Here is a 26,162-nt window from a genome sequence, read left to right as displayed (position 1 = left end):
GTTCAGCTGAATATCAACACATCCGAAAAAGAGCCGTTCCGGCTCTTTTTTTTATCTCATCGTCTTTCCTTCCTTTTCCTTTTAAAAATGATCCCCTCTGCGCAAACTATTTTTCACCCTGTCCCGTCTATCCTTAGGCAGCAGCCTATGATACGTATTTTAAAAAAAGGAGCCCTTTGAAGCAATGAAGAACGAAACAGCCAAAGCGTCGCTTGTGACGTGCATAACTGAGCGCAAGGAAGACTTTTACCGGCTGGCGTACAGTTACGTAAAGAACAAGGATGACGCGTTAGATATTGTTCAAGAATCAATTCAAAAAGCGCTGACATCGGTCGAATCCGTCAAAAACCCCGATGTGATCAAAAGCTGGTTTTATAAAATTTTAGTGCGCACGGCCATTGATTTTCTCCGCAAACAGAAAAAACTGAAAGTGATGGACGATGAAACGATCGAGTTTTTAAGCCGCGGAAAGGAAGATCACTACAAAGACACAGACCTTCACGAAGCGCTTGATGACCTGCCGCATCAATATAAAACCATTATCATTCTGCGTTTCTTTGAAGACCTGAAATTAGAAGAAATCGCGGACATCACGGGGGAAAACATCAACACCGTCAAAACACGCCTTTACAGGGGGCTGAAGCTCATGCGCATTCAGCTGACGAAGGAGGATCTTTCTTAATGGAAAAGAGATTAGAACAATTAAGAGAAGAGTATAAAAGCGTACCCATTCCTAAGGAACTGGACAGCATTGTCGAAAAAGCCCTTCAGCAAAAACCGAAGAAAAAACGAATCGTGATGTGGCCGACATCCGCGGCAGTCGCTGCGGCCGTCTTATTTACCGCCGTTGTCAATATCAACCCGGATGCCGCACAAGCCATGTCTAAAATCCCCGTCATCGGCAAAGTCGTCCAAGCCATCACATTCACGGAGATGAAGGAAGAAAAGAACCAATCAAGCATTGATGTGAAAACGCCCGCTCTGTCCGGCCTTTCCGATCATAAACTCGAAGACAGCATCAACCGGCATTATATGAAAGAAAGCAAAGAGCTGTATCAGGAATTTATGAAGGCGACCTCAAAAAGCAAAAAAGGCCACCTCAGTATTTACAGCGATTATGAAACCGTTACTGACACAGCGGATCTGATCTCAATCCGCCGTGATATCGAAAAAACACAAGCTTCATCTTATACGCAAAGCCGTTACATCACGATTGATAAAAAGAATGAGGCCGTGCTTACGTTAAAGAGTTTATTTAAAGATGACCGTTATATTAAAGTCATCAGCGAAAATATTAAAGAACAAATGAAAAAACAGATGAAAGAAGATCCGAATAAAATATACTGGGTCGAAGATAATGATATGTCGGAGCCTTTTAAAGCCATCCGCGCCGACCAGAATTTTTATATTACAGATAAGCACAAACTTGTCATCTCATTTGATGAATACGAAGCGGCACCCGGATATATGGGCGTTACAGAGTTTACAATACCGACCTCCGTCATCTCCAAGCTGCTTGTCGGAGACCGCTACATCAGATAAAGAAAGAAAAAAATCCATGATATCCGCAGATCATGGATTTTTTCTTTCGTCCCGCAACAGCCAAGATGCACAAGGGACCCTTTTCATATAACAGACGCCGGACGGGGGCTGAAAAGTTTAAGAAAATCACAGCATTTCATTCATTTTTTCTGAAACAAAATCCCCTTCCGAATGCGTCTAATTAACGGAACAAATGGAAGACTGTACAGAAATCTGCCATAGCCATCCGCAAAACAGCGAGAATTTCCGCACACATTATTGGAGGAATACCATGTCAGACAAGTCACTGCATCACCGCTATATTCCCGGACTGGATGGACTTCGCGCCTTTGCCGTCCTCGCAGTTATCGCATATCATCTGAATTTTAACTGGGCCGACGGCGGTTTCATTGGTGTTGATATCTTTTTTGTTTTATCGGGGTATTTAATTACATCTATTATATTGCCTGCCCAAGGCAATGCCATCACTCTTGATTTGCGTGATTTTTGGGTGCGCCGGATCAGGCGGCTTCTGCCGGCGGCTTATCTCATGATTATCACGACGGTCATTTGGGTCGTATTGTTTAACAGCGAGCTCCTGCATACCGCACGCGGGGATGCGGTCTCCTCACTTTTTTACATAAGCAATTGGTGGTTTATCTTTCATCAGCTTTCTTATTTCGACAGCTTCGGCTCCCCTTCGCCATTAAAAAACCTTTGGTCGCTGGCGATTGAAGAACAGTTTTATATCATATGGCCCTTCCTGCTGCTTGCGGGAATGTACATATGTAAAACACGGGCCCGGCTTGCGGCCGCGGTCATGTTCCTCGCGTTATGTTCGGCAGTCGTAATGAGTATGATGTATGTGCCCGGCGGAGATCCGAGCCGCGTTTATTACGGGACGGATACCCGCTCATTTGAATTGCTGATCGGCTGCGCTTTAGCTTTAGTGTGGCCGATGAAACGATTATCTTCCAAACGGCTGCCGAGCAGCATGAAACACCTGCTTCACGGGACGGAGCTTGCGGCTTTTGCCGCGCTGCTGCTTTGCGTCTTTTACACGGATGAATATGAACCCTTCTTGTACAAGGGCGGCATGCTTTTGATCAGTATCACCGCAGCGGTTCTTGTCGCATGTTTATGCCATCCGAGCAGCTTTTTGGGACATGTTCTTTCATGGAAGCCGCTTCGCTGGATCGGAACGAGATCATACGGAATCTATCTTTGGCATTACCCGGTTATCGTACTGAGCACACCCGTGCAGGAAATCGGAAATCCGGTTTATTGGCACTGCGCCGTCAGAATCGGCGCCACTTTCATTCTTGCCGAGCTATCTTACCATTTCATTGAACAGCCGATCCGCACTGCGGGCTTCCGGCCATTTTTACGCCGCGTGTTTCTGAACCGCTTTTTGGAATGGAAGACGTCCTCTGTCATCAGCAGAATGTCGCTCGGCCTCATTCTTGCCGCCATTCTCGTATTTGCGGGCGGGCTGTCAGGAATAGCCGAAGAGAAAAAACAGCCGCAATGGACGTACGCGCAAAATGATCAGCAAGAAACGGCCGATCACGATCAGCCTGCAAAAGAAGATGACAGCAAGAAAAAACACAGCGGCGAAAAAACAGACACCGCGTCAGACACAAACAAGAAAGAACCAACAGACAAATCAAATACAAAGAAAAACGAAGAGAAAAAGGAACGGTCATCTCAAAAAACGGCTGATTCAAAACAAACACAGCCTCAGCAAGACGTGCTGGCTATCGGTGACTCGGTGATGCTGGACATTGCGTCATACCTGCGGCAGTCCCTCCCTCATGTCACCATCGACGGAAAGGTAGGAAGACAAGTCTCTCAAGCACTCCAGCTCACTTCGGAATATGCGTCATTTAATCAGCCGAACAAAGCGGTCATCATCGAGTTAGGGACGAACGGCTATTTCACAAACAGCCAAATTGAATCACTGATCAGCTCCTTTTCAAAAGCCGATATCTATCTTGTCAACACACGTGTGCCGCGGCAGTGGGAAAGCAAAGTAAACGAGTCATTGCGCCGGCAGGCCGAGTCACGGAAAAATGTGACGCTTGTCGATTGGCACGCAAAAGCATTGCAGCACCCTGAATACTTCACACCGGACGGCGTCCATCTCATACCTGAGGGATCAAAAGCGCTGACATCCCTCATCGTTCAAACAATGAAATCATGACAAAAAAAAGAGGCCCAAAAAAGGCCTCTTTTTCGTATATCGTCACGCAAGCTTCTGTCCGCAATTCGGGCAAAAATTCGCGCCTTCCGTTTTCGTTCCGCAGTTCGGACAGAATTTCGGCTTAGCCGCTCCTTCCGAGCCGTTCGCCGGTGCCGTCCCCTGATTCTGCTGACTTTGATTTTGCTGCGGCTGGTTCTGCTGATTTTGGTTCATTTGGTTCATCATTTGATTTGCCGCATTCATTCCCATCATCATGCCTGCCATGTCTGAGGCGGCGCCGCTTCCGCTCATTTTGCCGGATGACATTCCGTCCGTCATGGAAATCTGCTGATAGCGGTTCACATCGCCCACCATGCCGTAAGAAGCGTTTTTCGTAATCATATCCTGAACTTCCTGCGGATAGTTAAAGCTCATAATATTGAAGCCCGTAATCGACATGCCGTCTCCGATCAGCTGCATATCAAGATCTTCTTGAATCCCTTTTCCGATTTCAAAGGAATTCGACTGCAGATTGAACATGTCTTTTCCTTCTCTGGTGATCCATTTCATCAAAAGCTGATCGAGAATAGACGTAATCCGGATTTTAATGTCCTCCACTAAATAGCTGTCTTTGACACCCGCAATCTTATCAATCAATCCGATGTAGTCAATGACCTTGAAGTTAAATGTGCCGTTTGCGCGGATCGGCATACCGCCCGGCATACCTGCCGCCGGAATGTTGATAGCGTTTTTTGTGCCCCACTTCACGGTGAACTCCTTCGTATTCACAAACAGCACTTCAGCCCGCATGCCGCTGTTAAAGCCAAACTTAAACCCTTTTAGTGTAGATAGAAACGGAATGATTTCTGATTCGATATCATAATCGCCGTCATCACGGAAAATCCCTTCAATCTTCCCGTTGTATAAAAAGATGGCATCCTGTCCCGGCCGGATGATCAGACGGCTGCCTTTTTTAATTTCACGGTTGTTCCATTTATAGAAAACCATGTCATCTCTGAATTCTTCCCATTCCACCACATTTGCTAACTGATTTCTGAAAAAACCCATGTATGCTCAAATCCTTTACATATAATTTAAAAACTTCCCTTGCTTCCGCTGTAACTCGTGCCGCCCCTCGTGACTCCGCCGTCATTGTCATTATCTTTATCAGGCTTTTTTTCTCTTGTAACGTCGGTTCGGATATATGTGTCGTGCTGGCTCAGCACTTCAGACGTATCGTGATCCATATACGTGCTGCCGGTGACGGTGACCTTGCCGCCGGAATTGTACACCATCACAGTGACGGCGATGCCGGCCGCGGCTGCGGCAATAATGAGCTGAAACCACCATGTGAGCAGCAGATTGTCAGACTTGTCGTCCGGGCTTTTCCCCATATCTTTATAAGCCAACTTGATGTAGGTCTGAAACGCCTTTTCATAATGGCCTGCGGAAATATCTGACGAGATCGTATTTCTGATCGTATTCAGCCGGCTGTTATTCAAATACGTCTCCGCCTTTTTATATCCGGAGATAAATACTTCCCGCTTTTTCATATCAATGGTCAAAATCGCCGTGCTTCCGCTAAAATGACTGTCATAAAAATCACCGGCGTACTGCTCGATGTCCTTACCGCCCGTTCCGTTTGCGGTAAGAATGATAAAATCGGTATGGCGCTTTGCCCCGAGCTTCCCGGCCAATTCCTCAAGTTTCTTCGTTTCATCCTTCGTTAATAAATGAGCATTGTCATAAACATATTGCTTCTGTTCCGCGGCAGACGCCGATGTATGTAAACCAAAAGACAGCATCAGAAAAAGGACGAAGCAGAAGAGACACGCTTTTTTTATCGATACTTTCATCAAAAACCGCCTCCTATCATAAGTGAGACGATTCTTAATGCTAAAAACGCACCGGCGGTTATGCCGCCGAACCACGCGGCCACTTTTCCGGCACTGATCGGCGGTTTGCCGACAACCTTGCCCGTCTGCCCGTTCATCGCAAAAATGTGCTCAGCCCGCTCATAGTCGTAGCTGACCATCCAGACCGGAAGCAGTACGTAAAAGCTGCTGATTTTATCGGTCTGAATCTGCTCATCCGTAATGTCAGCCGTCGTATATCCGGAGAAGGTGGATCTGATATAAGAATCAATATAATGGCTGATTTTATCCTTCGCCCGCGGAAAGAGATCGTCATCGGTATAATTGTACTTTTCCGCTATATATCCCGCTAAATAGGCCGTATTAAACTCCTTCAGCTCACTGTATGAGTAAGGCTCCAATTTGTCCATTAATTCATCACTCATTTTTTCTGAAGCGTCGACCGGAATTTTGAGATAATCAAGATTGATATCGCGGTACGCGTTGTAATACTCGGTCTCCGTCACCCGGTATTCTCCATCATCATAGTGATGCACTCTCGTACAAACGGCATTGACCTGAACCTTGCTGTTTAAATCAAACATCCAAAACGGCACGTACATGCCCGTTATGCTCTTCACCCGATCAGCAGACATAAATCCTTTCGGTGTCAGACGGCCGTTTCGGCACCACTTTTTAAAAGCGCTCATGGCTTCTTCTTTACTGATCGTAAAAGGAATCACCATCGAAGGCGCGAGATTTCCCGATAATCGGTCGGCGAGAACGGCGGCTCCTCCGCAAAACCCGCACGTCGTGGCCGTCGTTTCCGCCTCAGTCATTAATACCGCACCGCAATTCTCACACCGGTACTCGTTCGCCTCATTTTCAGAAAATCTCGTCGTTATATACTCTTTTGGCAGGCTCTCAATCTGATCCTGCCGCCCGCAGCTGTGACATGTCAGCATGCCGGATGAACTGTCAAAGACCATATCATCGCCGCAGTTCGGGCATTTATAAGAAATGATCATTCTGTTTCTCTCACTTTCTCTTTATATCGGACAAAGCTGCAGCCCGCTGTCTATTGATCTTTACTGAAAAGCATTTTCTGCTTAAGCGCCGCCAATTCATCATCGACACTGCTTTGATTGCTGTCATATTTAGCCGTCAGATCGTCAATATCGTCTTTCGGAGACGCGTTCAGCTCAGCCATCGCATTGGCATGATCAAGCGCTTGGTTGACCTTGTCTTCCATTCTGCCGAAAGCTGTCATCGATTGGCCCGCATTTGACACAGAGGACCCCAATTTGTTCATTCTCTCCTGCGTTTTTGCCACAGACCACTTCGCTTTGATGGCATTTCGGCGCGACTCAAGCTCTCCGATATCAGCGACAAGCTTGTCATGCATTTTGCGCATTTGAGACGCGTTGGAAGAAGCGAGCTGATAAGCCGTCTGCAGCTCAGTCAGTCTTGATTCAACAGCCGCTTTCCTTTCCAAAAATGTCCGCGCATCGGCTTCATTGCCGGCCTGCAACGCTTTCATCGCATAACTTTCCATCTTTTCGGCATCAGCCTGGCATTCTGTTAACGCTCTTTTCGCCCGCTGTTCCTCAGCCATGACAGAAGCCGTCTCCGCTTTCACTTTTCCTAAATCACTGTTCAGATTCCGCAAATATTGATCAACCATTTTTTCAGGGTTTTCAGCTTTATCCAGCAGCGCATTGATATTGCTTGACATGATGTCTTTAAATCTTCCTAAAATACTCATTTTTCATTTTCCTCCCAAAATTAAATAGTAACAAGTTCATAGTTATCTATACTGTTTTTTTCGAAAAAAGTTTCATTTTCTCATGAATTTATGTATTTTTATATGAAAATAGTCTCATCCAGCCCATTTGTGCCGGCGGAAATTCTTTATGACCAGATACAGTGAGAACAAAAAATAAACAAACAGCCCGATCATCAACCCGCTCATTAACGGATAATGTTTCGCAGCATACACAAAGAAATCAAGCTGCGAAATCTGTTCAGGACTTGTAATCGTATCCGTCCCATTCAAAAGCTTTGAAAATTTCGCCGTATCATTCCAATCAAACGAATCAGAAACAAGCTCACTCCCCTGATACCAATTCACAGCGGCGAGACAGAGAAAACAAAAAACAGAAAACGCGCATTGCACAATAAGAAAAACATGTTTCATGAAAAACATTCCTCCGCGGTTCAATATCATGGGCCGTCACACTATACATGACGGCAGCAGCAGAAACTTGGTTTTACTCAGAACTGATAAAAACGTGATTGTATGTACTTCACATCGGTTCAATTTACTGGATGCTTTTCTAAAGTATACCGTATATCGAAAAGGGTTTCAGACCTAAATAAAGAGGATGCTTCCCGAAGTCCGATGACTTTCAAGAAGCATCCTCGATATTTTACAGAGTCACTCCAACCTCTTTTAAGCTCGGCAAAGCATCAATCGCACCGATTTTAGTGCACACGAGCGCCCCCACCTTATTGGCAAATGAGACAATATCACGCAGCTTCGCAAAATCTTCGGCTGCCGTCTGAATCTCATCCGTGCGCGCCAGCTGATACAGCGCCGCGCCGACAAACGCATCTCCCGCTCCCGTTGAGTCTATTGATGTCACCGGAATGCTCGGAATGATGTCAATATCCTTCCCATTTGAAAGAAGGGTACCGCTTTTTCCGAGTGTCACCGCAACAATGCCGGCCCCGAGCTCATGAAGAACCGCAACACCTTCTTTATGATCCTTCGCACCGCTGATGATCTCAAGCTCTTCGTCACTGACTTTCACAAAATCACTTACGGCAACGGCTTTTTTTGCGGTGTTTATAAACTCTGAAACTCTTCCTTTCCATAAATCCTCACGGTAGTTAGGATCGAAGGAAATAAACTGTCCATTGTCTTTCGCAATCGACATCAGCCGTAAATAGGCTGAGCAAAACGGATCAGATAACAATGCCGTCGCTGATCCGAAATGAAGGATTTTGGCATCGTTTACCTTTTCCAGATCAATATCATTCAGCGTAAACAAAGCGTCCGCTCCTCTGTTAAACACAAAGTCGCGCTCCCCGTTTTGTTTTAATGAAACAAACGCAAGCGTTGTAGGCGCTTTCTCATCCATGACGAGCATAGAGGTATCGACATGTACGGCGTCCAATGTCTGCTTCAGAAAATACCCGAACGGATCTTTGCCTGTTTTTCCGCTGAAAGCCGCGTCTCCGCCCAGCTTAGCAATGGCAGCCGACACATTCGCCGGTGCGCCGCCGGCACTTTTTAAGAAATTGCGCCCTTCCGTCAAATCAACATCCACATCGGTACAAAAGAAATCAATTAACAATTCTCCAATACAAATAACAGATTGGCTTCCCACATTATCACACTCATTTATCAATTCTCGATTATAGTTTCAGTATAGTGCTTTCTGTTATAAATACAACCGTTTACATAGAATATTTTAAATTTTACGTATACTTATCTGGCAGCCTTTTGCTCCAGATCAGACATCATTTGCTGATATTTTTTTTCAGTTAAAGGATAAAAAGAAATAAGAATAATAGACAGCAGAATGAACAATCCCGGAATGAGCGCATTCATATTTTTAATCGCATTCAATGACGAGGCCGTCTGATCGGTATTCGCGGCATATCCGGCGATTCCGAGATAAACGGCCGAAAATGACCCGGCTAACGCAACTCCGAGCTTATTGATGAAACTCATGCTCGAAATCACCACGCCATCAGCCCGGACTCCGGTTTTCCATTCCGCATAATCGACACAATCGGCAACCATTCCCCAAGCAAGCGTATTTAAAGGCGTCGTAAAAAATCCCGAAACGAAAAGCCAAAAGAAAATAAGCGGCAGCGAAGAATACGATGTAAACTGAAGGCCCGCATAAGAAATCAGCGATAGCGCCGCCGTGATGATCATAACCTGCTTCCGGCCCCGCTTCTCAGAAAAGAAAGGAATAAACAGATTGCTGATCAGCGCTGCGCCGAAAAACAACACGGTTCCTAAAAATACAAATTCCTTATGGCTGACGTTATACGTAAAATAGTACACCATCGTGCTGAGCTTAATGTTAAACCCAATCGCAAACGCCAAAAATGCAGAAACCAAAATGAGCAAAGGCTTGTTTCGGAACAAAACGGACAACGTTTTTTTCATTCCTTGTTTTTTTCTTTTTTCAGGCTGAATCCGTTCCCGCACAGTAAAGAAACTGAACAGATTCAACGCGATGCTCACCGCCGCATAGATAAGCGCCGTCATCTGAAATCCGAACGCCTGATCTTTCCCGCCGATGGCGTCCGCAAGCGGTGTCGCACAGGAAATCGATAACAGAATTCCGATATAAACCAAAATCATCCGGGTCGTCGTCAGAACCGTCCGTTCCTCCACGGAATTCGTCATCCGACCCGTTAAGCTGTTGACCGGAATCGTCTGCATGCTGAAGGACATCCCAAGCAGAATATAAGTGATGTACGCATAAACCATGTTCCCCGTCTCGCCGAAATGAGGGGTCGTAAAGCATAAAAACGTAAATAGCGCAAAAGGAAACGCCACCCACAAAAGATACGGCCTTGCCTTTCCCCACTTTGTATTCGTCTTGTCTAGAATCACGCCCATAATCGGGTCAAAAATAGCGTCCAGCACCCTTACGATAAGAAACAAAGCTGCGATGACCGCAGGCTTAATGCCGCCGACGTCTGTATAGTAGAATAATAAGTATGCGTTTACAAACTGAAAGATAATATTGTACGACATATCGCCGAATCCGTAGCCGATCCGTTCCATCCAGGACAGGCCGCGATGTGTCTTTACTGCCGCTGCTTTTTCTGTTTCAATCATCATTTCCCACCCCAAGAATCCGTTTTCATTTTTGATAAGCAAGAGGGAGAATGCAAAGATCCTCCCCGTTCACTCAGCGATTTGGATACACCATCACTTTTAAGCATTCATTTTTGTATTGAAAGGCCCGTTCCATCGCCTCTTGCGTCTGCTCCAGCGGATATTGGTCCGTTACAAGATGCTTCGTGTCCACAATGCCGGAAGCGAGAAATTCAATTCCCTTCGGATACGTATTCGCATAACGGAAGATTCCGTATATATCAATCTCGTTATCTGCAATAAACGGCACATTGAGCGGGATCTCGTTCTGAGAAGGCAAGCCGACAATCGCCAGTTTTCCGCCCCGGCGCACGGAAGCCAGTGCGGATTGCAATGCCGCCGGATTCCCCGCTGTTTCCCAGGCAGCATCAACGCCCTTGCCATTCGTGATCGTTTTGATTTCTTCACCGGCGTCCTGTTCCCGGACATTAATGACATGCGTCGCTCCCATTTTCTTCGCGGCATCTAACCGCAGCGGCTCCAAGTCGGTCACAATAATTGTGCCTGCCCCGTATGCTTTCGCTGCCGCAACGGCCATCAGCCCCACAGGACCCATTCCCATGATCGCAACTGTTGAACCGGGCTGAAGCTTCGTTCTCGCGGCCGCATGAATGCCGACAGAAAACGGTTCAATCAAAGCCGCATCTTCATAGGATAGTGAATCCGGAATCGAGAAAACAAAGTCCTGGCGCATTTTGATATATTGGACAAACGCGCCGTCAACCGGCGGTGTCGCCAAAAACTGTACATCCGGGCAAAGGTTATAACGCCCTTCCTTACACGCCTCACAGCGTCCGCATGTGACACCGGGTTCGACGGCGACACGGTCTCCCACCTTGAATTGATCGACAGACGATCCGACGGCGGCAATTTCTCCCGCGCATTCATGACCGAGGATAAATGGTTTTTCCACTACATAATTGCCTATTCTGCCATTTGTATAGTAATGCAGATCAGATCCGCAAATTCCGACAGCCATCACCTTAATTAACACTTCATCATGATTGATGTCAGGCACGGGCAATGTTTCGATTTTGATTTCTCTCGTGTTGTGCATAACCGCCGCTTTCATGTTTTGAGGCACTGTGTGAGTCATTTGGCAAAATCCTTTCTCTGCTCTGAAATGTAAGTGCATACATTTTTGTTTTCTCTGTTACTGCCCCTATTTTATCTGCTTTTCCATACGTTCAACAGCCTTTCCTGCTGTATAAAAGGACAGCCGCACTGTACTTTTTATTTTTTCATATACAAAAAACACTGAATTGATAAAATAGTACTAATAGGAGGTGCAGGCTAATGGCTGAACTTGAAAACCGGACACATTTTGCAGAACTGCTGGCACCTGCCGTCAAATCGCTGAAACTTCATCCTGATTATAAAGTCAGAAGGAAAAAGAACGAAAAAACAGGACAGTCTTATATAGATCAAATCGCACTCCGATTAGGCGTTTCCTCTAACACGATCAAAAGCTGGATCGGACAGATGGGCGCAAACTACATTCCCGGACGAATTGACGACGGAAAGCTGTTCGGCATGATCTGGATCATTATAGAAAAGACTGATATGGATTCTGAATGGCTGACCGATCTTCTGGAAACCACCACCATTCCCGTCATCAAACCCGCATTGCCCGTTTGGACGGCGTCTTGTCTAAAAAAAGCAAAAATACTCCGGAAAGACGGATCATTCGGAGCGCCGAGTGATGAAGATGTTGAAAAAGCAGTAAAGCGGCTGTTTCATGACAGACCAAGCCACGAAACGAATGCGCTTACAGAACAGTCCGGCACGCATAACTTACCGTCACGCCGGACCGGGAACTTTATCGGCCGCGGCTTTGATATAGAGGCGATTCGACAATGGATGCTGTCTCCGTCACCGGTCTGTTTAATCACAGGGTGGGCCGGCATGGGAAAAACAACGATCGCTCTTGAAGCAGCCTACCTTTGTGCCGGCGGTTCACCAGATTGGCCGGCATTCAACAGCATCATCTGGATCAGCGCGGACTGGAAAGGATTGAGCTTCAGCGATTTTTTAAACACGATCGCCTATCAGCTCGGACGCACAGAACAAATCGACAAATCCATCAACGAAAAACGGTTCGTCGTCCGCAATGCATTAGCCGCTCATTCAAACGAAAAACCGGTATTGCTGATCGTTGACAGCATTGATACAGCGGAACGTGACATTCACGAATTTATTATCGGCCTTCCGCAAGGCGTAAAAGTCCTCCTTACGGCACGGGAAAACGTAAAACAGACTTACCGGGACGGCCTCGGGGAACTGGCGGCCATCCAGCTGAGCGGCCTTGAACAAACAGATGCCCTTGAATTTTTTCAGCAAGAAGTGCACCGCTGTCTGCAAACATGCAACCTCCCGCATAAACGGGAAAAGCTGGAGCAGCTGCTGCAGCTATCGCCTGACCTTAAGAATGAATTCATCTCGGCAGCCGCCGGCAACCCGAAGGCCATGGCACTGAGCATCGCTTACATGTCAGACGACGACATCCCCGCTCCGCAGCTCATTCAAGAACTTAAACAAGCAGGCTACTCATTATTGGAATTGTTTGAGGTTCTCTTTGGCCGCACATGGGACAGATGTCATGAAGACACACGAAAACTATGGCAGACGCTTTGCTTTTTCGCTAAGCCTCCTGATGAAAAAAGCTTGGCTCAAGCGGCCGGATTAGACGTCCGGCGGTTTCATTACGCGATTGAGCAAATGCGGTCATATGCTTTAATACAGCCGGAACGAAGCGAAGGAAGTATTCAATATGCAGCCCATCAAACCGTTGTCGCTTACGGAGAACAGCACTTATCCGAAAATCACGAATTTGCAAAAGAAGCCCGCAGCCGCTGGGCGCATTATTATATTGATTATGCGGAAACCCATATAAAGCGGGAACAGCCCAATTCCGTCTATTGGAGCTACTTGCTGGGACGGAATTTAGAGCAAATGAAAAAGGAATGGCCGAACATCCTAAAGGTCATCGAATGGTCGGGCGAAACCGGACAACATGACATCCTGATTAAACTCATCATCCGCATCAGCCATTTTCTTAGCAGAATCAACCTGCCCCTGCGAATCGAATACGGATTAAAAGCCGCCGATGCCGCCCGTCAATCAGGCGAACACACGCGGGAAGCTTACTTTCGGATCGACACGGCAGGGTGGGCGCTGATGGAAGTCAACGATTCAGACGGAGCTCTCAGGCAAATAGAAGCCGGCCTGAAAATACTCGAACAATCAGGCGCACCGGATCACGACGACTTGAAAGTATGGGGAACCGCCCTGCAATCGAGGCTGCTGTTAAAAATCGGAGAACCGGACAAAGCGGCAGCAATGCTGGACGGAATCAAAGATCAGCCCGTCTCCCCCATTATCCGCCACAGAGTTCTTCTGGTTCGCGGCGACCTGAGTTTCGCCCGCTCTCACTACGAAGAAGCCATCATATTATACGAAGCGGCAAACACAACCAGCGCCGCATACGGCGGCGAAAAAACGATAGAAGCCTATTTCAACCTCGGCATGGCTTACGTGAAGTGTGATCAGCTCAAAAAAGCGGAAAAAGCCTTTGAACAATTGCTCTATGACAAACATAACGCCAATCAAGTTGAGTTGATCTATTACTATTACGGAATGGCACAGCTCTTGTATCGTAAAGGAGAAAATAAGAAAGCGATGGAATCGAATCAGAAGGCGATGCGTTTGATTGATTCGTGGGAGCCTGGGATTGGGATTCGGGGTGAGGTGGAGCTGCTGAGAATGGTGCTTGAAGGAAATGATGAAGTCACATTGTAGTTAGGAAAGTGTGAGTTCCGTCTTAGATAACCCCCTCACACCTTATTTATAAATAAGGCCTTATCAGTTTACTCAACTGATAAGGTCTTTTTTGCTAGAATGCATGAGCAATTTAGATGGAAATCAAATATCCTCCCCTTGATATAACAAGGGTTTTTGCTGTTTATTGGCATTATTCCTCCTAACATCATGAAAAATTAGTTTTTAATAAATATTTTTGAATCAATGTTTAGCAGTGATGGGATAACAAATCCGTCAAAATGATAAAACCAGTACTAGGGCTACACTAGAACTTAATAGGATGTCAAACTGTATGTGGCCTTTAATGTTTAAAGCTAGCAGTAAGTTGAATGATTTCCAACTTTGATATTTCAAGTGATATTTTATAGCTTAATTTCTTCCGCTAAGAATTTTTTAGAAAAAGTGGTAATATCCCCTTGAAATTTAATTGATTATAGCCGATTATATATAGGTATTATATTATATAAACTGGGGGTTTTAGGTGAAAAAGCAACTCTTTTTATTCATGTCTTTAGTACTACCCTTAGTTTTTAGTGGCTTGTAGTAGCTCGACAAATGATGTCTCACAGGGATAGTGATTCAAAAAATAAAAAAGCTTGAGAGACTAAGATGACTGTTCTAAAAAAGTCGTTACAAGCAAACAATATGCTGAAGCACTGGGCATGAGTTAAGCTGGGCGATATAAAGATCATGAGAGACAAGGTAAACGTCGGAATATACATCAAAAATACAACTGACAAAAACCTGACCTTTTATCCTGACCAAGGAAATGCCGTTATTGGCAATTAGCTGCAAACATGTTCTTAACTGATGGAGAAGTCCAAGGCGGAATAAAACAAAAAGGCGTATTTGAATTCTCTGTTCAGATGAAAAAAATGATGTTGATAAAGACAAAAGAAATTAAATTGAACCTTGGATATGTTGTCACATAGACTTCATGAAAAATAAAGCTGTATCAATTACAGTACCAGTTAAGTAAGGGAGAGTTTAATAATGAAAAGAACAACTGAATTTGTTTTAGGATTATTGGGTGGAATTTTTGGTTTTATTGGAGCGATCATGGCATTGATTATTGGTGGACTTGATGCCTCTTTTAATTCAAGCGGTACAAGCGAAATCATTGGTTTAGGCTGGGGAGCTGTTGTCTTATCAATTTTGGGTATTGTCGCTTCGGTAGTAGTTAAGAAGAAACCTAAAGTCGGAGGAGTATTGCTTCTTATCTCAGGAATTGGCGGAGTAATTTGTATATCAATGTTCTATTTACTGCCTGCTGTTCTTCTTATTATTCCAGGTATCATGGGACTTGTCAGAAAAGATAAAACGACAACAACAGCAGCTTAAAGAAAGGCCCTTAACAGGGCCTTTCTTTTTTAGCCAATAAAAAACAAAAGTTCCCGATATATTAAATTTGAATTATGAAAGAGGATGCCTCACACAAAGTCCCAGCAGACTTTTGGAAGCATCCTCAATGAATGTTATCTTTTTGCTATTTTTTCGGCTGATTGGGGTGATGAAAAACGGTCAAACCCTTGTTATATCAAGGGTTTTCGCCGTTTAATTACATCATGCCGCCCATACCGCCCATGCCGCCCATGTCAGGCATTCCTGCGCCGCCGGCGTTTTCTTCCGGTTTGTCAGCGACAACCGCTTCAGTTGTTAAGAGCATTGCTGCTACAGAAGCTGCGTTTTGCAGAGCAGAACGTGTCACTTTTGTCGGGTCAACGATACCTTTTTCGATCATGTTTACCCATTCGCCGGTTGCAGCGTTGAAGCCTACGCCGATTTTTTCGTTTTTCAGGCGCTCAACGATGACAGATCCTTCAAGGCCTGCATTGTGCGCGATTTGACGGATCGGCTCTTCAAGCGCGCGAAGCACAATGTTGATACCTGTTTGCGCATCGCCTTCAGCTTCCACTGCAGCGACTTTGTTGTATACGTTGACAAGCGCTGTACCACCGCCGGATACGATGCCTTCTTCAACAGCTGCGCGAGTTGAGTTGAGGGCGTCTTCGATGCGAAGTTTACGCTCTTTCAGCTCAGTTTCAGTCGCAGCGCCGACTTTGATGACAGCTACGCCGCCGGCAAGTTTCGCAAGACGCTCTTGTAATTTTTCTCTGTCGAATTCAGAAGTTGTTTCTTCCACTTGAGCGCGGATTTGGTTGACGCGTGCAGCGATTTTTTCAGTGTCGCCGGCGCCTTCTACGATTGTTGTGTTTTCTTTCGTTACCACAACTTTAGAAGCGCGTCCCAATTGTCCGATTTCAGTAGATTTCAGGTCAAGGCCTAAGTCTTCTGTGATCACTTCTCCGCCTGTAAGAACAGAGATGTCTTCAAGCATTGCTTTACGGCGGTCACCGAAGCCAGGAGCTTTAACGGCAACAGCGTTGAATGTGCCGCGAAGTTTGTTGACAACGAGTGTAGCAAGAGCTTCACCTTCAACATCTTCAGCGATCAGAAGCAATGGTTTGCCTTGCTGTACAACTTGCTCAAGCACAGGAAGGATTTCTTGGATGTTTGTGATTTTTTTGTCTGTGATTAAGATGTAAGGATTGTCAAGAACCGCTTCCATCTTATCAGAGTCAGTCACCATGTAAGGAGACGCATATCCGCGGTCGAATTGCATACCTTCCACAACTTCAAGCTCAGTCGTGAATCCTTTAGACTCTTCGATTGTAATGACGCCGTCGTTTCCTACGCGCTCCATTGCTTCAGCGATAAGGCTTCCGACTTCCTCATCAGCAGCAGAGATCGCAGCAACCTGAGCGATAGACTCTTTGCCTTCGATCGGCTTAGAAATTTCTTTTAAGTTTTCGATTGCTACAGTCACGGCTTGTTCCATACCTTTACGCACGCCGACAGGGTTAGCCCCCGCAGTTACGTTTTTAAGGCCTTCGCGGATCATAGCCTGCGCAAGTACAGTCGCAGTCGTCGTACCGTCACCGGCAACGTCGTTTGTTTTGCTGGCTACTTCAGCTACAAGCTTCGCACCCATGTTTTCAAACGCATCTTCAAGTTCAATTTCTTTTGCGATTGTCACACCGTCATTTGTAATTAACGGAGAACCGAATTTTTTCTCCAGAACCACGTTGCGTCCTTTTGGCCCTAAAGTTACTTTTACAGCGTCAGCAAGCGCATCGACACCGCGAAGCATAGCGCGGCGTGCTTCTTCACTAAACTTAATATCTTTTGCCATGTTAACGAAACCTCCTCGAATTTTTAAAAATATTTATTTGCTTAGCCGATTACAGCTAAAATGTCGCTTTCACGTAAGATTAAGTATTCAGTACCTTCGTATTTCACTTCAGTACCGGCGTATTTTGAGAAGATAATGCGGTCGCCCTCTTTTACTTCTAAAGCAACGCGCTCTCCGCTTTCCAACACGCGACCTGAACCGGCTGCCACGATTTTGCCTTCTTGCGGCTTTTCTTTTGCAGAATCCGGTAATACGATTCCGCTGGCAGTTTTTTCTTCAGATTCTACGAGTTCAATGACAACGCGATCACCTAATGGCTTTAACAATGTAATAACCTCCTCAATAGTATGAATATGTAATTTTAGCACTCAGCTCTAAAGAGTGCTAACACAGTTATTATAATAAAGAATCTCACTTCCAATTTCAAGTCATAAGAATAAAAAATTTTCACGCTTACATGATTCTCTCTCACACTGATTTTCTCCTTTTTTCACGTCAAGTTCACTTGTGTTACAATAAGAACAAATAAGTTGATTTTATAGGATAAAGGAGTACATATCATTTGAGAAAACAGTATTGGTATATCATTTTGACATATGTTATCATGCAGCTTTCCGCATTGATCGGCATTCCTTTAATGTACAAATTCGGCTATGCGGGCGGGCACCCTACGAATGCGAATCTCACCATGGCTCAGGGGATTTATTCCGTCGTAAGCTTTTTCATCTGCCTGATTATCGTTCTCTTGATTTTGAGAACCGCGCCGAAGCAGACATTAAGAAACGGGAAGAAAGCATCCGCCGGCATGTCCGTTCTCTGGGCGGTCGCGGGAATATGGCTCGCTTTATTTTCTCAGGGAATCGCCGGGATGATTGAGCAGTATGTCTTTCATGTGGGCAGCGGTTCCGAAAACACGAAAGCCATTCTTAACATTATTAAAGCCATGCCGCTCATGATTATCGTTTCTTCTATCGTCGGGCCGATTCTTGAAGAAATCATTTTCCGGAAGATCATTTTCGGTGTATTATATGAAAAAACGAATTTCTTTATCGCCGGACTGATCAGTTCCGTCATTTTCGGCATTGTGCACCAAGACCTCACGCACCTGCTGCTGTATACGGCCATGGGCTTTACCTTTGCGTTCTTGTATGTGCAGACGAAACGGATTATTGTGCCGATATTCGCCCATGTCATGATGAATACCATTGTCGTGGTCATGCAGCTCGGCCCCGCCCAAAAATATATTGAACAGCATAGTGAGCAAATGCAATTAATTATTGGAGGATTGTTTGTATGAGGAACCCAATGACTTGGGGCTTGATTTATTTCGCAGTCGGCTGTATCTTTACGTATTTGGCCGCAAGCTCTCCGGGAAGCATGTGGTCTTTTTATTCCATACTGCTGATGGTTTTCGCCGCTTATAATATCAGCATCTCGTTTAAAATGTTCGCTTTCTCATTTAAAGTGAAGAAAAATCAAAAATAAAAGAAAAGCCATTTCTCATCATTGAGAAATGGCTTTTTTTATGCTGATACGTCCTGATCGGATTCGCTGCTGCCGGTCTGCCTTTTCCGATACGCCGCTTTTGAGATAAGAATGCTGATCTCATATAAAATGCAAAGCGGAATGGTAATCATCAAGTGAGACAGCAGCTCAGGCGGCGCAATCATCGCGGCGATCACAAGCAGCACAAAATACGCGTACTTCCTGATCTTCGATAAAAACATCGGCGTGATAACACCGAGTCTCGTTAAAAACATGATCAGCACCGGCATCTGAAACAGCAGCCCGAACGGAATCGTCAGCTGGAGCAGAAAATGAAAGTACTCGGTGATCCCGATCACCTGGTTGACATCGAGGTCATTCGAGACCCGCTTCATAAAATCAACGACCAGCGGAAATAAAATATAATAAGAAAACGACACACCGCCGACAAACAGCACGATCGAAATCGGAATATAGCTGAGTGTTACTTTGCGCTCCTTCTCATACAGGCCCGGGCTGACAAACGCCCAAATCTGATAGAGAATAATCGGCGAAGTCAAAATGATGCCGATGATAAACGCGAACTGCAAAAAGATAAACAGCGGATCCGTCAGGTTAAAAGCATTAAGGGTGAGCTCTTTTACTTCATCGGCTTTTTGAAGATACACAATGATAGGTTTTGCCAGAAAAAAGCCGGCAATAAAGAAAACCGTAAAGGATAACGCCACAATCAGCAATCGTTTCCGAAGTTCGGCAATATGCTCCACAAGCGTCATTTGATTCACTCTCATACGCGTCATCCTATCTTACTGTTCTTCTTTCTTTTTTTCCTCTTCTTCACCGGCTAATCCCTTAGTAGCGTTCTTAAATTCACGAAGCGTGTCCCCCGCGGCTTTTCCTAACTCGGGAAGCTTCTTCGGACCGAAAATAATCACCGCCACCACACCGATAACCGCCAGGCTTCCAGGACCGATCATGTGCAGCTCCTCCTTTCGCTATTCAATTTCTTCCAAAACAGAATAATGCTTCAAGAAATAAACCAATGATTGAAGCTCTACAGCTAAATCTATATGATGAATTCGAATGTGATCCGGCACATTCAAACGGGCCGGCGTAAAGTTAAGGATTCCCTTGATTCCGAGCGACACGAGCCGGTCGGTGATTGACTGGGCGGCAACCGCCGGAACGGTAAGAATCGCCACGGGTTCATCCTTAATGTGAAGCTCTAAATCATTAAGATCAAAGACAGGCACACCGCCTACCTCAGTTCCTATTTTACTCTGATTCACATCAAAAGCCATAGATATTTTTGTGTTATTATTTTTTGTGAAATTATAGTGAAGAAACGCCGTCCCTAAATTCCCGACACCGATCAAAATGACGTTCGTCGTTTCATCCTGATCCAGTGTTTTTCTAAAAAATGACAGCAGGTAATCCACATTATAGCCGTATCCTTTTTTGCCGAGCGCCCCGAAATAGGAAAAATCCCGGCGGATCGTGGCCGAATCGACTTTTACCGCGTCGCTCAGTTCAGCTGATGAAACGCGCTGTTTTCCTGACGCGTGTAAATTCTTTAAAAAGCGATAATAAAGCGGCAGCCGTTTTGCCGTCGCCTGTGGAATTTTTGATTGATCCTTGTTCATGATTGGTCCTCCACTTTATACTCAGATGCATCTCTTTTAAAATCACCGTTTTTGCCTCCTGTTTTTTCCATGAGGCAGGTCGGGCCGATGACCATTCCTTTATCCAGCGCCTTGCACATGTCATAAACGGTCAAAGCGCAGACTGAAGCGGAAGTTAGCGCTTCCATTTCCACACCTGTACTCCCTTTCGTTTTTACGCTTGCCTGTATATGAAGAACGGCTTCGGAATCCTTTTCCTCCCAGCCGAATGAAATGTCGACGCTGCTTAAAGAAAGCGGGTGGCACATCGGGATAATCGCTGACGTCTGCTTTGCGGCCATAATTCCTGCCACCTGTGCGACAGCCAGCACGTCTCCTTTTCCGATCTCGCGGTTTTTGATTCTACTGTACACGTCATGCTTCATGTGTACGCTGGATATCGCAGCGGCAGTACGGACTGTTGAAGATTTATCGCTTATATCCACCATGCGGGCACGGCCTTCTTCATTAAAATGAGAAAATCCATTCATATTTAAACTCTCCTTACTTCTGATCATACACTATTTTCTCCCTGATGTCTTATCCTATAATGTTCCAATTATGATGTATTGTTTGCTGACAGCAGGTTGATAAGCTACACTTAACTTATTATAACAGAGGTGAAATAATATGATGATCTTACAAATTAATCAGCTATCCAAATCTTTTGGCGCTGATCCTATTTTAAACAATATAAAGCTTGAAGTCAGATCTCGGGATCGCATCGCCATAGTAGGCAGAAACGGAGCCGGCAAATCAACTCTCCTTAAAATTATCGCAGGTCACCTTTCATATGAAAAGGGTGAATTAATCAAACCGAAAGAATTAACGATGGGATATCTTGCCCAGCACACAGGCTTGGAATCCCAGCTTACCATAAAAGAAGAACTGCTGAGTGTTTTTGATTTCCTGAAAGCAATGGAAAAAGAAATGCGCTCTATTGAAGAAAAGATGGCCACGGCCGCCCCCGCGGAGCTTGAGACGCTGATGAAAACCTATGACAGGCTTCAGCAGGATTTCAAGGATAAAGGCGGCTATCAATATGAAGCGGACGTCCGATCTATCCTTCACGGACTCGGCTTCGGAAAATTTGACGATTCCGTGAAAGTGCAAAGCCTGAGCGGCGGCCAGAAAACAAGGCTTGCGCTCGGAAAACTGCTGCTGACCCAGCCTGATCTGCTTATTCTGGATGAACCGACGAACCATCTCGACATCGATACGCTTACATGGCTTGAGCATTATTTACAGGGATATTCAGGCGCCATTCTGATCGTCTCCCACGACAGATACTTTCTTGATAAAGTCGTCAGTCAAGTGTATGAGGTCTCACGGACAGAAAGTAAAAAATATCTCGGCAACTACAGCGCCTATTTAGAACAAAAAGCTGAGCAGTATGAGAAAGACCTGAAGCTGTATGAAAAACAGCAGGACGAAATCGCCAAGCTTCAAGATTTTGTCGACCGCAATCTGGCCAGAGCTTCTACAACGAAAAGAGCTCAAAGCAGACGAAAACAGCTTGAACGGATGGACGTCATGGCAAAGCCGCTCGGGGATGAAAAATCAGCCGCCTTCCGTTTTGACATTACAAAACAGAGCGGAAACGACGTCCTGCGCGTACAGGATGTTTCCATCAGCTATGACGGCCAGCCGCCGCTCTTGAAAAACCTGACCTTCGGCATTACAAGAGGCGAAAGCGCCGCCCTCGTCGGACCGAACGGAATCGGCAAATCAACCTTGCTGAAAACCATTATGAACACGATCAGCCCGGAATCCGGGTCGATCACGTACGGTTCCAATGTCACAATCGGCTATTACGATCAGGAGCAGGCTGAACTGACCTCGTCCAAACGCGTGCTGGACGAGCTGTGGGATGAATATCCGGACATGCCGGAAAAAGAGATCAGAACATGCCTCGGCAACTTCCTGTTCAGCGGAGACGATGTCCTGAAACCGGTCCGCTCGTTAAGCGGCGGGGAGAAAGCAAGAGTCGCGCTTGCCAAGCTGATGCTGCAAAAAGCAAACTTTCTCATCCTTGATGAACCGACAAATCACCTTGATCTGGACAGTAAAGAAGTGCTGGAAAACGCCCTGATCGACTATCCGGGAACACTGTTATTTGTATCGCATGACCGCTACTTTATTAACAGGATCGCCACAAGGGTGCTGGAGCTGTCACCTGATCATGCAGAAGAATATTTGGGAGACTATGACTATTACACCGAGAAAAAAGCCCAGCAGCTGGAACTGGAAGAAATGAAGCGGCAGGAAAAAGAGCAGGCTCAGCCTGCCGGCAAGGTCAAACAGGATACGAAAAGAACTTACGAGGAAGAAAAAGAATGGAAGAAGAAAGAACGGCAGCGCCTGAGACGCATTGAAGAAATTGAAACAGCCGTCTCATCCGCCGAAGAGAAAATCAGCGCCAATGAGGAGCTTCTGTGCGATCCTGACGTGTATCAGGATCATGAAAAGGTACAGACTATTCACGCGGAGAATGAAGCTCTGAATCAAGAGCTCGAAAACTTATTAGCAGAATGGGAGGAACTCTCCTCAGAAGAATAGAAAACGTCAAGCACCTCTTTAAGGGGTGCTTTTTTATCCACAGCTATCCTCCTTGTCAGCCATGTAAGTAAGCGTTTTATACACACTATCCACAAAATTTTCTGACTTTATCCACTTTACTAACAACTTACAGCCCCTTATCCAGCCTGGATTTCTGGATATATTCACAATCCTGTGGATATGTTAGAATTATCTGTTAATAAGTAAAAAAAGCCTCACGTTTTACAACGTGAGACGATCAAAGGATGTTAATTCCAAACCGGGCTGTCCGTTCATATCATATGAGCCCCGAATTCCCTTTTCAAAAGCAACGGTTCCGGCAGCCGCAATCATCGCTGCATTGTCCGTGCATAAAGAAAGCGGCGGGATGACAAGCTCGGGATCTCCCGAATGGCTGAATTCCTGCTGCAGTGCGGCTCTCAGCCCTTTGTTAGCGGCTACGCCCCCTGCCAGCAGCACTTGTTTAACCCCATATTCTTTCGCGGCCTTAGAGGTTTTTGCCGTCAGTACATCAATGACACTCTGCTGAAAGCTTGCTGCAAGATCCTCCGGAGGAATCACCTCATTTTTTTGCGAGGCGTTATGAAGCGTGTTAATCACGGCTGACTTCAGGCCGCTGAAGCTGAAGTTGTAAGACCCTTCTTCCAGCCACGCACGCGGAAGCGGAATGGAATCCGTTCCCACAGCAGCCAGCTTATCAATCTGCGGCCCTCCCGGATAAGGAAGCCCCATCGTTCTTGCCACTTTATCGTAAGCTTCGCCTGCGGCATCATCCAGCGTTTCACCGATAACCTCGAATGAACCGTGCTCTTTCATATAAACCAATTCCGTATGTCCGCCTGACACAACCAAAGCAAGCGCCGGGAATTGAAGCTCTCCTATCAGCCTGTTTGCATAAATATGGCCCGCGATGTGATGGACGCCGACTAGCGGTATTTGATGGGCAAAGCTTAACGCCTTTGCCGCATTGACTCCGATTAACAGGGCTCCGACAAGTCCGGGTCCTTCCGTTACGGCAATCGCATCAAGATCATCAAAGCCCATCTCCGCTTTTGAAAGAGCTTCCTCAATTACAAGGGTAATCTGCTCCACATGATGTCTGGACGCTATTTCAGGCACGACCCCGCCGAAACGTTTATGGCTTTCAATTTGAGAAGCGACAACGTTTGAAATAATTTCATTCCCGTTTTTTACGACTGAGGCCGCTGTTTCATCACAGCTTGTTTCGATTCCTAATACATAAATATCTTGTTTTTCACTCATGTAATGTCACCCACATTAATAACGCATCTTCTCCGTTATCTGTATAGTATTGTTTTCTGATTCCTCCGGCCTGAAGACCGAATTTTTTATATAAGGATTGGGCGGGATGATTTGAGACCCTGACTTCGAGAGAGAGCCTTCTTGCCTTTTTTTCTCTGCACAATTCTATCGCAGAGCGAAACAACGCTTCTCCCAATGATTGGCCCCGATATTCCGGCTTAATGGCTATGTTCGTAATCTGCGCGTCATCTATAATAATCCAGATTCCGCAATACCCCGCCAGACAGCCGTCCTTTTCAATGACAAGGTAGTGGGCATACGGATTTTCCAAAAGCTCATGATAAAATGAATCCTTCGTCCACGGAGAAGTAAAGGATGCTGTTTCAATTTCATAAATTTGATCAATATCTTCCGGACGCATGCTTCGAATCGCCGTTTTCGTTTTCATCCCTATCACCCTATTTTTGAGATTCCATCCATTTCGCTTCAGCCTCTGCCAGACGCAAATAATCCGGAACAAGGCTGTGGACATCCGCTTCCTCTTTTTCCAAGCCTAAAAACGCCAGCTCTGACGGCCGCGGATTATGCTGTGCAGCCGTTCCAATCACTGCTTGAGATGTCAATTCATGAAGAATGGTTTCTTCATGAATGGCTGTATCGTGCCCTAAAAATAAAACCGGAGACGCTTTTTCTTTCAGCATGCCGAGCCAATCAGTCAAAAGGACATTCTGATCAGGAATAACGGATCGTAATCGGCCGTCCTGATATTCATAAAGCCCCGTATATACCTGTCCGCGCCGGGCATCAAATAACGGGCAGATCAGTCCTTGAAAGTGCCGTCCGTTAGCCGCCAGCACCTCCAGACTCGAGACAGCGGAAACCGGAAGCTTCAGCGACCATGCCAATGTTTTTGCCAGCGTCACACCGATTCTGACACCTGTGTACGAACCCGGTCCTTTCGCCACCGCTATTTTCGTAAGGTCCTGCGGTGTTAGGCCGCAATCCTTCAGCAATGAATTGACAGCAGGCATGGCCCGCACGGAATGATTCTTTTTTAAATATGTAATATACTCCGCCATCACCGTTTTGTCACGAACGAGCGCGGCACCCAGTGTGTAATTTGACGTATCAATTGCCAGTATTGTCATGTTTATTTATCTCCTCACAAAGCGTTTCATACCGTGTTCCGCAAGCCGTAAAGGTAATGTCCCTTGCCTCATCACCGGCTCTTGTGATGACGATCTGCAGCCGTTCAGCAGGCAGCTGATCCTGAATTAAATGAGCCCATTCAATTAAACAGACGCCTTGTCCCTCAAAATATTCTTCAAGCCCTAAGTCTTCGCTTTCATCCTCCATACGATACACATCCATATGATATAGAGGAAGCGAACCGTCATGGTATTCTTTTATAATTGTAAAAGTCGGGCTGTTTACCACTCTCGTGATTCCCAGTCCTTCGGCAAAACCCTTTGTAAAAGTCGTTTTTCCCGCACCTAAGTCGCCTTCCAGTGTCAAAATGTCTCCCGGCTTTGCCAAAGAAGCGGCAAGCTTGGCTACGGCTTTCGTTTCTTCGGGGTTTTTCGTTCTCCATTGTAATGTCTTCAAAGTGAGTCACCCGTCTTATTTAAAATGATTGTATCCTTTTTTCTCAAGGACGATTTGTCTCTGATCATTGGCTGTCAAAAGAACACATGCTTCCTTCCGTTCAGATACCGCTCCT

The 26,162-nt window shown here is 45.7% G+C and carries 27 protein-coding genes (1 of these 27 running past the window's edge); 8 read left to right on the top strand and 19 right to left on the bottom strand.

Features of this window, described 5'->3' with window-relative positions:
• Window positions 1-184 precede the first annotated feature (184 nt).
• The 3 genes from NYE42_RS03240 (at window position 185) to NYE42_RS03230 (ending at window position 3,724) form a co-directional block, all read left to right on the top strand.
• A complete protein-coding gene (locus NYE42_RS03240; protein ID WP_003155802.1) occupies window positions 185-682 on the top strand; it encodes an RNA polymerase sigma factor in 498 nt (165 codons plus the stop codon).
• Complete coding sequence (gene rsiV / locus NYE42_RS03235) at window positions 682-1,542, top strand: anti-sigma-V factor RsiV (protein ID WP_015416955.1); 861 nt, start codon at window positions 682-684, stop codon at window positions 1,540-1,542. The genes NYE42_RS03240 and rsiV overlap by 1 nt, the downstream gene beginning before the upstream one ends.
• A 271-nt stretch (window positions 1,543-1,813) precedes the next feature.
• Window positions 1,814-3,724, top strand: coding sequence for an acyltransferase family protein (locus tag NYE42_RS03230; protein ID WP_352426754.1), 1,911 nt, complete (start codon window positions 1,814-1,816; stop codon window positions 3,722-3,724).
• 42 nt (window positions 3,725-3,766) lie between these two features.
• Here the strand turns inward: NYE42_RS03230 and NYE42_RS03225 are convergent, their stop codons facing one another.
• From NYE42_RS03225 to gutB, 8 genes are all read right to left on the bottom strand, one after another.
• Window positions 3,767-4,771, bottom strand: coding sequence for an SPFH domain-containing protein (locus NYE42_RS03225; RefSeq protein WP_020955434.1), 1,005 nt, complete (start codon window positions 4,769-4,771; stop codon window positions 3,767-3,769).
• Window positions 4,772-4,797: 26 nt separating this feature from the next.
• On the bottom strand, window positions 4,798-5,559 hold the full coding sequence (locus tag NYE42_RS03220; protein WP_012116978.1) for a TPM domain-containing protein: 762 nt from the start codon (window positions 5,557-5,559) through the stop codon (window positions 4,798-4,800).
• The gene (locus tag NYE42_RS03215; protein WP_352426753.1) at window positions 5,559-6,584 is read right to left on the bottom strand and encodes a TFIIB-type zinc ribbon-containing protein; all 1,026 of its coding nucleotides are present in this window, start codon (window positions 6,582-6,584) and stop codon (window positions 5,559-5,561) included. Before NYE42_RS03215 ends, NYE42_RS03220 begins: the two co-directional genes overlap by 1 nt.
• Window positions 6,585-6,634: 50 nt before the next feature.
• Complete coding sequence (locus tag NYE42_RS03210) at window positions 6,635-7,321, bottom strand: PspA/IM30 family protein (RefSeq protein WP_015239300.1); 687 nt, start codon at window positions 7,319-7,321, stop codon at window positions 6,635-6,637.
• A gap of 114 nt (window positions 7,322-7,435) precedes the next feature.
• Complete coding sequence (locus NYE42_RS03205) at window positions 7,436-7,753, bottom strand: YjdJ family protein (protein ID WP_041482420.1); 318 nt, start codon at window positions 7,751-7,753, stop codon at window positions 7,436-7,438.
• A 232-nt stretch (window positions 7,754-7,985) separates the two neighbouring features.
• On the bottom strand, window positions 7,986-8,948 hold the full coding sequence (locus tag NYE42_RS03200; protein ID WP_352426752.1) for a carbohydrate kinase: 963 nt from the start codon (window positions 8,946-8,948) through the stop codon (window positions 7,986-7,988).
• Window positions 8,949-9,049: 101 nt separating this feature from the next.
• On the bottom strand, window positions 9,050-10,423 hold the full coding sequence (locus NYE42_RS03195) for an MFS transporter (RefSeq protein WP_352426751.1): 1,374 nt from the start codon (window positions 10,421-10,423) through the stop codon (window positions 9,050-9,052).
• Between the two features lie 73 nt (window positions 10,424-10,496).
• Window positions 10,497-11,558, bottom strand: a complete 1,062-nt coding sequence (gene gutB, locus NYE42_RS03190) for a sorbitol dehydrogenase (protein ID WP_352426750.1) — start codon at window positions 11,556-11,558, stop codon at window positions 10,497-10,499.
• 200 nt (window positions 11,559-11,758) lie between these two features.
• Between gutB and NYE42_RS03185 the strand changes: the two genes are divergently transcribed.
• A complete protein-coding gene (locus tag NYE42_RS03185; RefSeq protein WP_352426749.1) occupies window positions 11,759-14,260 on the top strand; it encodes an NB-ARC domain-containing protein in 2,502 nt (833 codons plus the stop codon).
• A gap of 1,014 nt (window positions 14,261-15,274) precedes the next feature.
• A complete protein-coding gene (locus tag NYE42_RS03180) occupies window positions 15,275-15,622 on the top strand; it encodes a DUF4064 domain-containing protein (RefSeq protein ID WP_014417068.1) in 348 nt (115 codons plus the stop codon).
• Window positions 15,623-15,839: 217 nt separating this feature from the next.
• Here NYE42_RS03180 and groL read toward each other — a convergent pair whose 3' ends face one another.
• Together groL and groES are read right to left on the bottom strand one after the other, a co-directional pair.
• Window positions 15,840-17,474, bottom strand: coding sequence for a chaperonin GroEL (gene groL, locus NYE42_RS03175; RefSeq protein ID WP_003155941.1), 1,635 nt, complete (start codon window positions 17,472-17,474; stop codon window positions 15,840-15,842).
• A gap of 41 nt (window positions 17,475-17,515) precedes the next feature.
• Entirely contained in the window at window positions 17,516-17,800 is a 285-nt protein-coding gene (gene groES / locus NYE42_RS03170) for a co-chaperone GroES (protein WP_003155970.1), read from the bottom strand.
• A 236-nt stretch (window positions 17,801-18,036) separates the two neighbouring features.
• Here groES and NYE42_RS03165 point away from each other — a divergent pair, with 236 nt between their 5' ends.
• Both NYE42_RS03165 and NYE42_RS03160 read left to right on the top strand, forming a co-directional pair.
• The gene (locus NYE42_RS03165; protein WP_003155972.1) at window positions 18,037-18,771 is read left to right on the top strand and encodes a type II CAAX endopeptidase family protein; all 735 of its coding nucleotides are present in this window, start codon (window positions 18,037-18,039) and stop codon (window positions 18,769-18,771) included.
• Entirely contained in the window at window positions 18,768-18,959 is a 192-nt protein-coding gene (locus tag NYE42_RS03160; RefSeq protein ID WP_003155975.1) for a YdiK family protein, read from the top strand. Before NYE42_RS03165 ends, NYE42_RS03160 begins: the two co-directional genes overlap by 4 nt.
• A 38-nt stretch (window positions 18,960-18,997) precedes the next feature.
• On the opposite strand, the gene tatC is transcribed toward NYE42_RS03160, so the two are convergent.
• From tatC to moaC, 4 genes are read right to left on the bottom strand one after another with little or no spacing between them, the layout of a single operon-like run.
• Window positions 18,998-19,759: a twin-arginine translocase subunit TatC gene (gene tatC, locus NYE42_RS03155; protein WP_095284668.1), complete on the bottom strand. Its 762-nt coding sequence runs from the start codon at window positions 19,757-19,759 to the stop codon at window positions 18,998-19,000.
• Window positions 19,760-19,765: 6 nt separating this feature from the next.
• Window positions 19,766-19,936 (bottom strand): twin-arginine translocase TatA/TatE family subunit, encoded by a 171-nt coding sequence (locus tag NYE42_RS03150; protein ID WP_003155981.1) that lies wholly within the window; start codon window positions 19,934-19,936, stop codon window positions 19,766-19,768.
• Window positions 19,937-19,954: 18 nt separating this feature from the next.
• Window positions 19,955-20,602 carry a redox-sensing transcriptional repressor Rex gene (locus NYE42_RS03145; RefSeq protein ID WP_003155984.1) on the bottom strand — a complete coding sequence of 216 codons (648 nt, stop codon included), beginning with the start codon at window positions 20,600-20,602 and terminating at the stop codon, window positions 19,955-19,957.
• On the bottom strand, window positions 20,599-21,111 hold the full coding sequence (moaC, locus tag NYE42_RS03140) for a cyclic pyranopterin monophosphate synthase MoaC (protein WP_003155986.1): 513 nt from the start codon (window positions 21,109-21,111) through the stop codon (window positions 20,599-20,601). Before moaC ends, NYE42_RS03145 begins: the two co-directional genes overlap by 4 nt.
• Window positions 21,112-21,250: 139 nt before the next feature.
• Here moaC and NYE42_RS03135 point away from each other — a divergent pair, with 139 nt between their 5' ends.
• Entirely contained in the window at window positions 21,251-23,179 is a 1,929-nt protein-coding gene (locus tag NYE42_RS03135) for an ABC-F family ATP-binding cassette domain-containing protein (RefSeq protein ID WP_352426748.1), read from the top strand.
• A 222-nt stretch (window positions 23,180-23,401) separates the two neighbouring features.
• Here NYE42_RS03135 and tsaD read toward each other — a convergent pair whose 3' ends face one another.
• The 5 genes in view from tsaD to thiL are tightly spaced (at most 15 nt apart) and all read right to left on the bottom strand, a layout consistent with a single transcriptional unit that may run on beyond the window.
• Complete coding sequence (tsaD, locus tag NYE42_RS03130; RefSeq protein ID WP_020955419.1) at window positions 23,402-24,442, bottom strand: tRNA (adenosine(37)-N6)-threonylcarbamoyltransferase complex transferase subunit TsaD; 1,041 nt, start codon at window positions 24,440-24,442, stop codon at window positions 23,402-23,404.
• Window positions 24,435-24,890, bottom strand: coding sequence for a ribosomal protein S18-alanine N-acetyltransferase (rimI, locus tag NYE42_RS03125; protein WP_003155993.1), 456 nt, complete (start codon window positions 24,888-24,890; stop codon window positions 24,435-24,437). The genes tsaD and rimI overlap by 8 nt, the downstream gene beginning before the upstream one ends.
• Before the next feature lie 10 nt (window positions 24,891-24,900).
• On the bottom strand, window positions 24,901-25,590 hold the full coding sequence (tsaB, locus tag NYE42_RS03120) for a tRNA (adenosine(37)-N6)-threonylcarbamoyltransferase complex dimerization subunit type 1 TsaB (RefSeq protein ID WP_033574938.1): 690 nt from the start codon (window positions 25,588-25,590) through the stop codon (window positions 24,901-24,903).
• Complete coding sequence (gene tsaE / locus NYE42_RS03115; protein ID WP_007408853.1) at window positions 25,571-26,047, bottom strand: tRNA (adenosine(37)-N6)-threonylcarbamoyltransferase complex ATPase subunit type 1 TsaE; 477 nt, start codon at window positions 26,045-26,047, stop codon at window positions 25,571-25,573. The genes tsaB and tsaE overlap by 20 nt, the downstream gene beginning before the upstream one ends.
• A 15-nt stretch (window positions 26,048-26,062) precedes the next feature.
• On the bottom strand, window positions 26,063-26,162 hold the end of the coding sequence (gene thiL / locus NYE42_RS03110) for a thiamine-phosphate kinase (protein ID WP_144665094.1). The gene runs 878 nt beyond the window's last position; 100 of the gene's 978 nt are visible here — the last part of the coding sequence; its start codon lies off the right edge, out of view — the gene reads right to left on this strand; the stop codon is at window positions 26,063-26,065.

The sequence above is a fragment of the Bacillus sp. FSL K6-2865 genome (genome assembly GCF_040311405.1).
GTDB lineage: Bacteria > Bacillota > Bacilli > Bacillales > Bacillaceae > Bacillus > Bacillus velezensis.
This window is presented reverse-complemented; position numbering and strand designations above follow the sequence as displayed.

Excerpts from the sequence above, each read along its gene's own strand:
- NYE42_RS03195 (WP_352426751.1), bottom strand. The coding sequence starts at position 10,423 with ATGATTGAAACAGAAAAAGCAGCGGCAGTAAAGACACATCGCGGCCTG.
- NYE42_RS03150 (WP_003155981.1), bottom strand. The coding sequence starts at position 19,936 with ATGATCGGTCCTGGAAGCCTGGCGGTTATCGGTGTGGTGGCGGTGATT.
- tsaB (WP_033574938.1), bottom strand. The coding sequence starts at position 25,590 with ATGACAATACTGGCAATTGATACGTCAAATTACACACTGGGTGCCGCG.
- NYE42_RS03230 (WP_352426754.1), top strand. The coding sequence starts at position 1,814 with ATGTCAGACAAGTCACTGCATCACCGCTATATTCCCGGACTGGATGGA.
- NYE42_RS03160 (WP_003155975.1), top strand. The coding sequence starts at position 18,768 with ATGAGGAACCCAATGACTTGGGGCTTGATTTATTTCGCAGTCGGCTGT.
- NYE42_RS03135 (WP_352426748.1), top strand. The coding sequence starts at position 21,251 with ATGATGATCTTACAAATTAATCAGCTATCCAAATCTTTTGGCGCTGAT.
- NYE42_RS03225 (WP_020955434.1), bottom strand. The coding sequence starts at position 4,771 with ATGGGTTTTTTCAGAAATCAGTTAGCAAATGTGGTGGAATGGGAAGAA.
- NYE42_RS03220 (WP_012116978.1), bottom strand. The coding sequence starts at position 5,559 with ATGAAAGTATCGATAAAAAAAGCGTGTCTCTTCTGCTTCGTCCTTTTT.
- tatC (WP_095284668.1), bottom strand. The coding sequence starts at position 19,759 with ATGACGCGTATGAGAGTGAATCAAATGACGCTTGTGGAGCATATTGCC.
- NYE42_RS03240 (WP_003155802.1), top strand. The coding sequence starts at position 185 with ATGAAGAACGAAACAGCCAAAGCGTCGCTTGTGACGTGCATAACTGAG.
- NYE42_RS03180 (WP_014417068.1), top strand. The coding sequence starts at position 15,275 with ATGAAAAGAACAACTGAATTTGTTTTAGGATTATTGGGTGGAATTTTT.
- NYE42_RS03215 (WP_352426753.1), bottom strand. The coding sequence starts at position 6,584 with ATGATCATTTCTTATAAATGCCCGAACTGCGGCGATGATATGGTCTTT.
- rimI (WP_003155993.1), bottom strand. The coding sequence starts at position 24,890 with ATGAAAACGAAAACGGCGATTCGAAGCATGCGTCCGGAAGATATTGAT.
- groL (WP_003155941.1), bottom strand. The coding sequence starts at position 17,474 with ATGGCAAAAGATATTAAGTTTAGTGAAGAAGCACGCCGCGCTATGCTT.
- moaC (WP_003155986.1), bottom strand. The coding sequence starts at position 21,111 with ATGAATGGATTTTCTCATTTTAATGAAGAAGGCCGTGCCCGCATGGTG.
- NYE42_RS03210 (WP_015239300.1), bottom strand. The coding sequence starts at position 7,321 with ATGAGTATTTTAGGAAGATTTAAAGACATCATGTCAAGCAATATCAAT.
- gutB (WP_352426750.1), bottom strand. The coding sequence starts at position 11,558 with ATGACTCACACAGTGCCTCAAAACATGAAAGCGGCGGTTATGCACAAC.
- tsaD (WP_020955419.1), bottom strand. The coding sequence starts at position 24,442 with ATGAGTGAAAAACAAGATATTTATGTATTAGGAATCGAAACAAGCTGT.
- NYE42_RS03205 (WP_041482420.1), bottom strand. The coding sequence starts at position 7,753 with ATGAAACATGTTTTTCTTATTGTGCAATGCGCGTTTTCTGTTTTTTGT.
- rsiV (WP_015416955.1), top strand. The coding sequence starts at position 682 with ATGGAAAAGAGATTAGAACAATTAAGAGAAGAGTATAAAAGCGTACCC.
- NYE42_RS03185 (WP_352426749.1), top strand. The coding sequence starts at position 11,759 with ATGGCTGAACTTGAAAACCGGACACATTTTGCAGAACTGCTGGCACCT.
- NYE42_RS03145 (WP_003155984.1), bottom strand. The coding sequence starts at position 20,602 with ATGAACAAGGATCAATCAAAAATTCCACAGGCGACGGCAAAACGGCTG.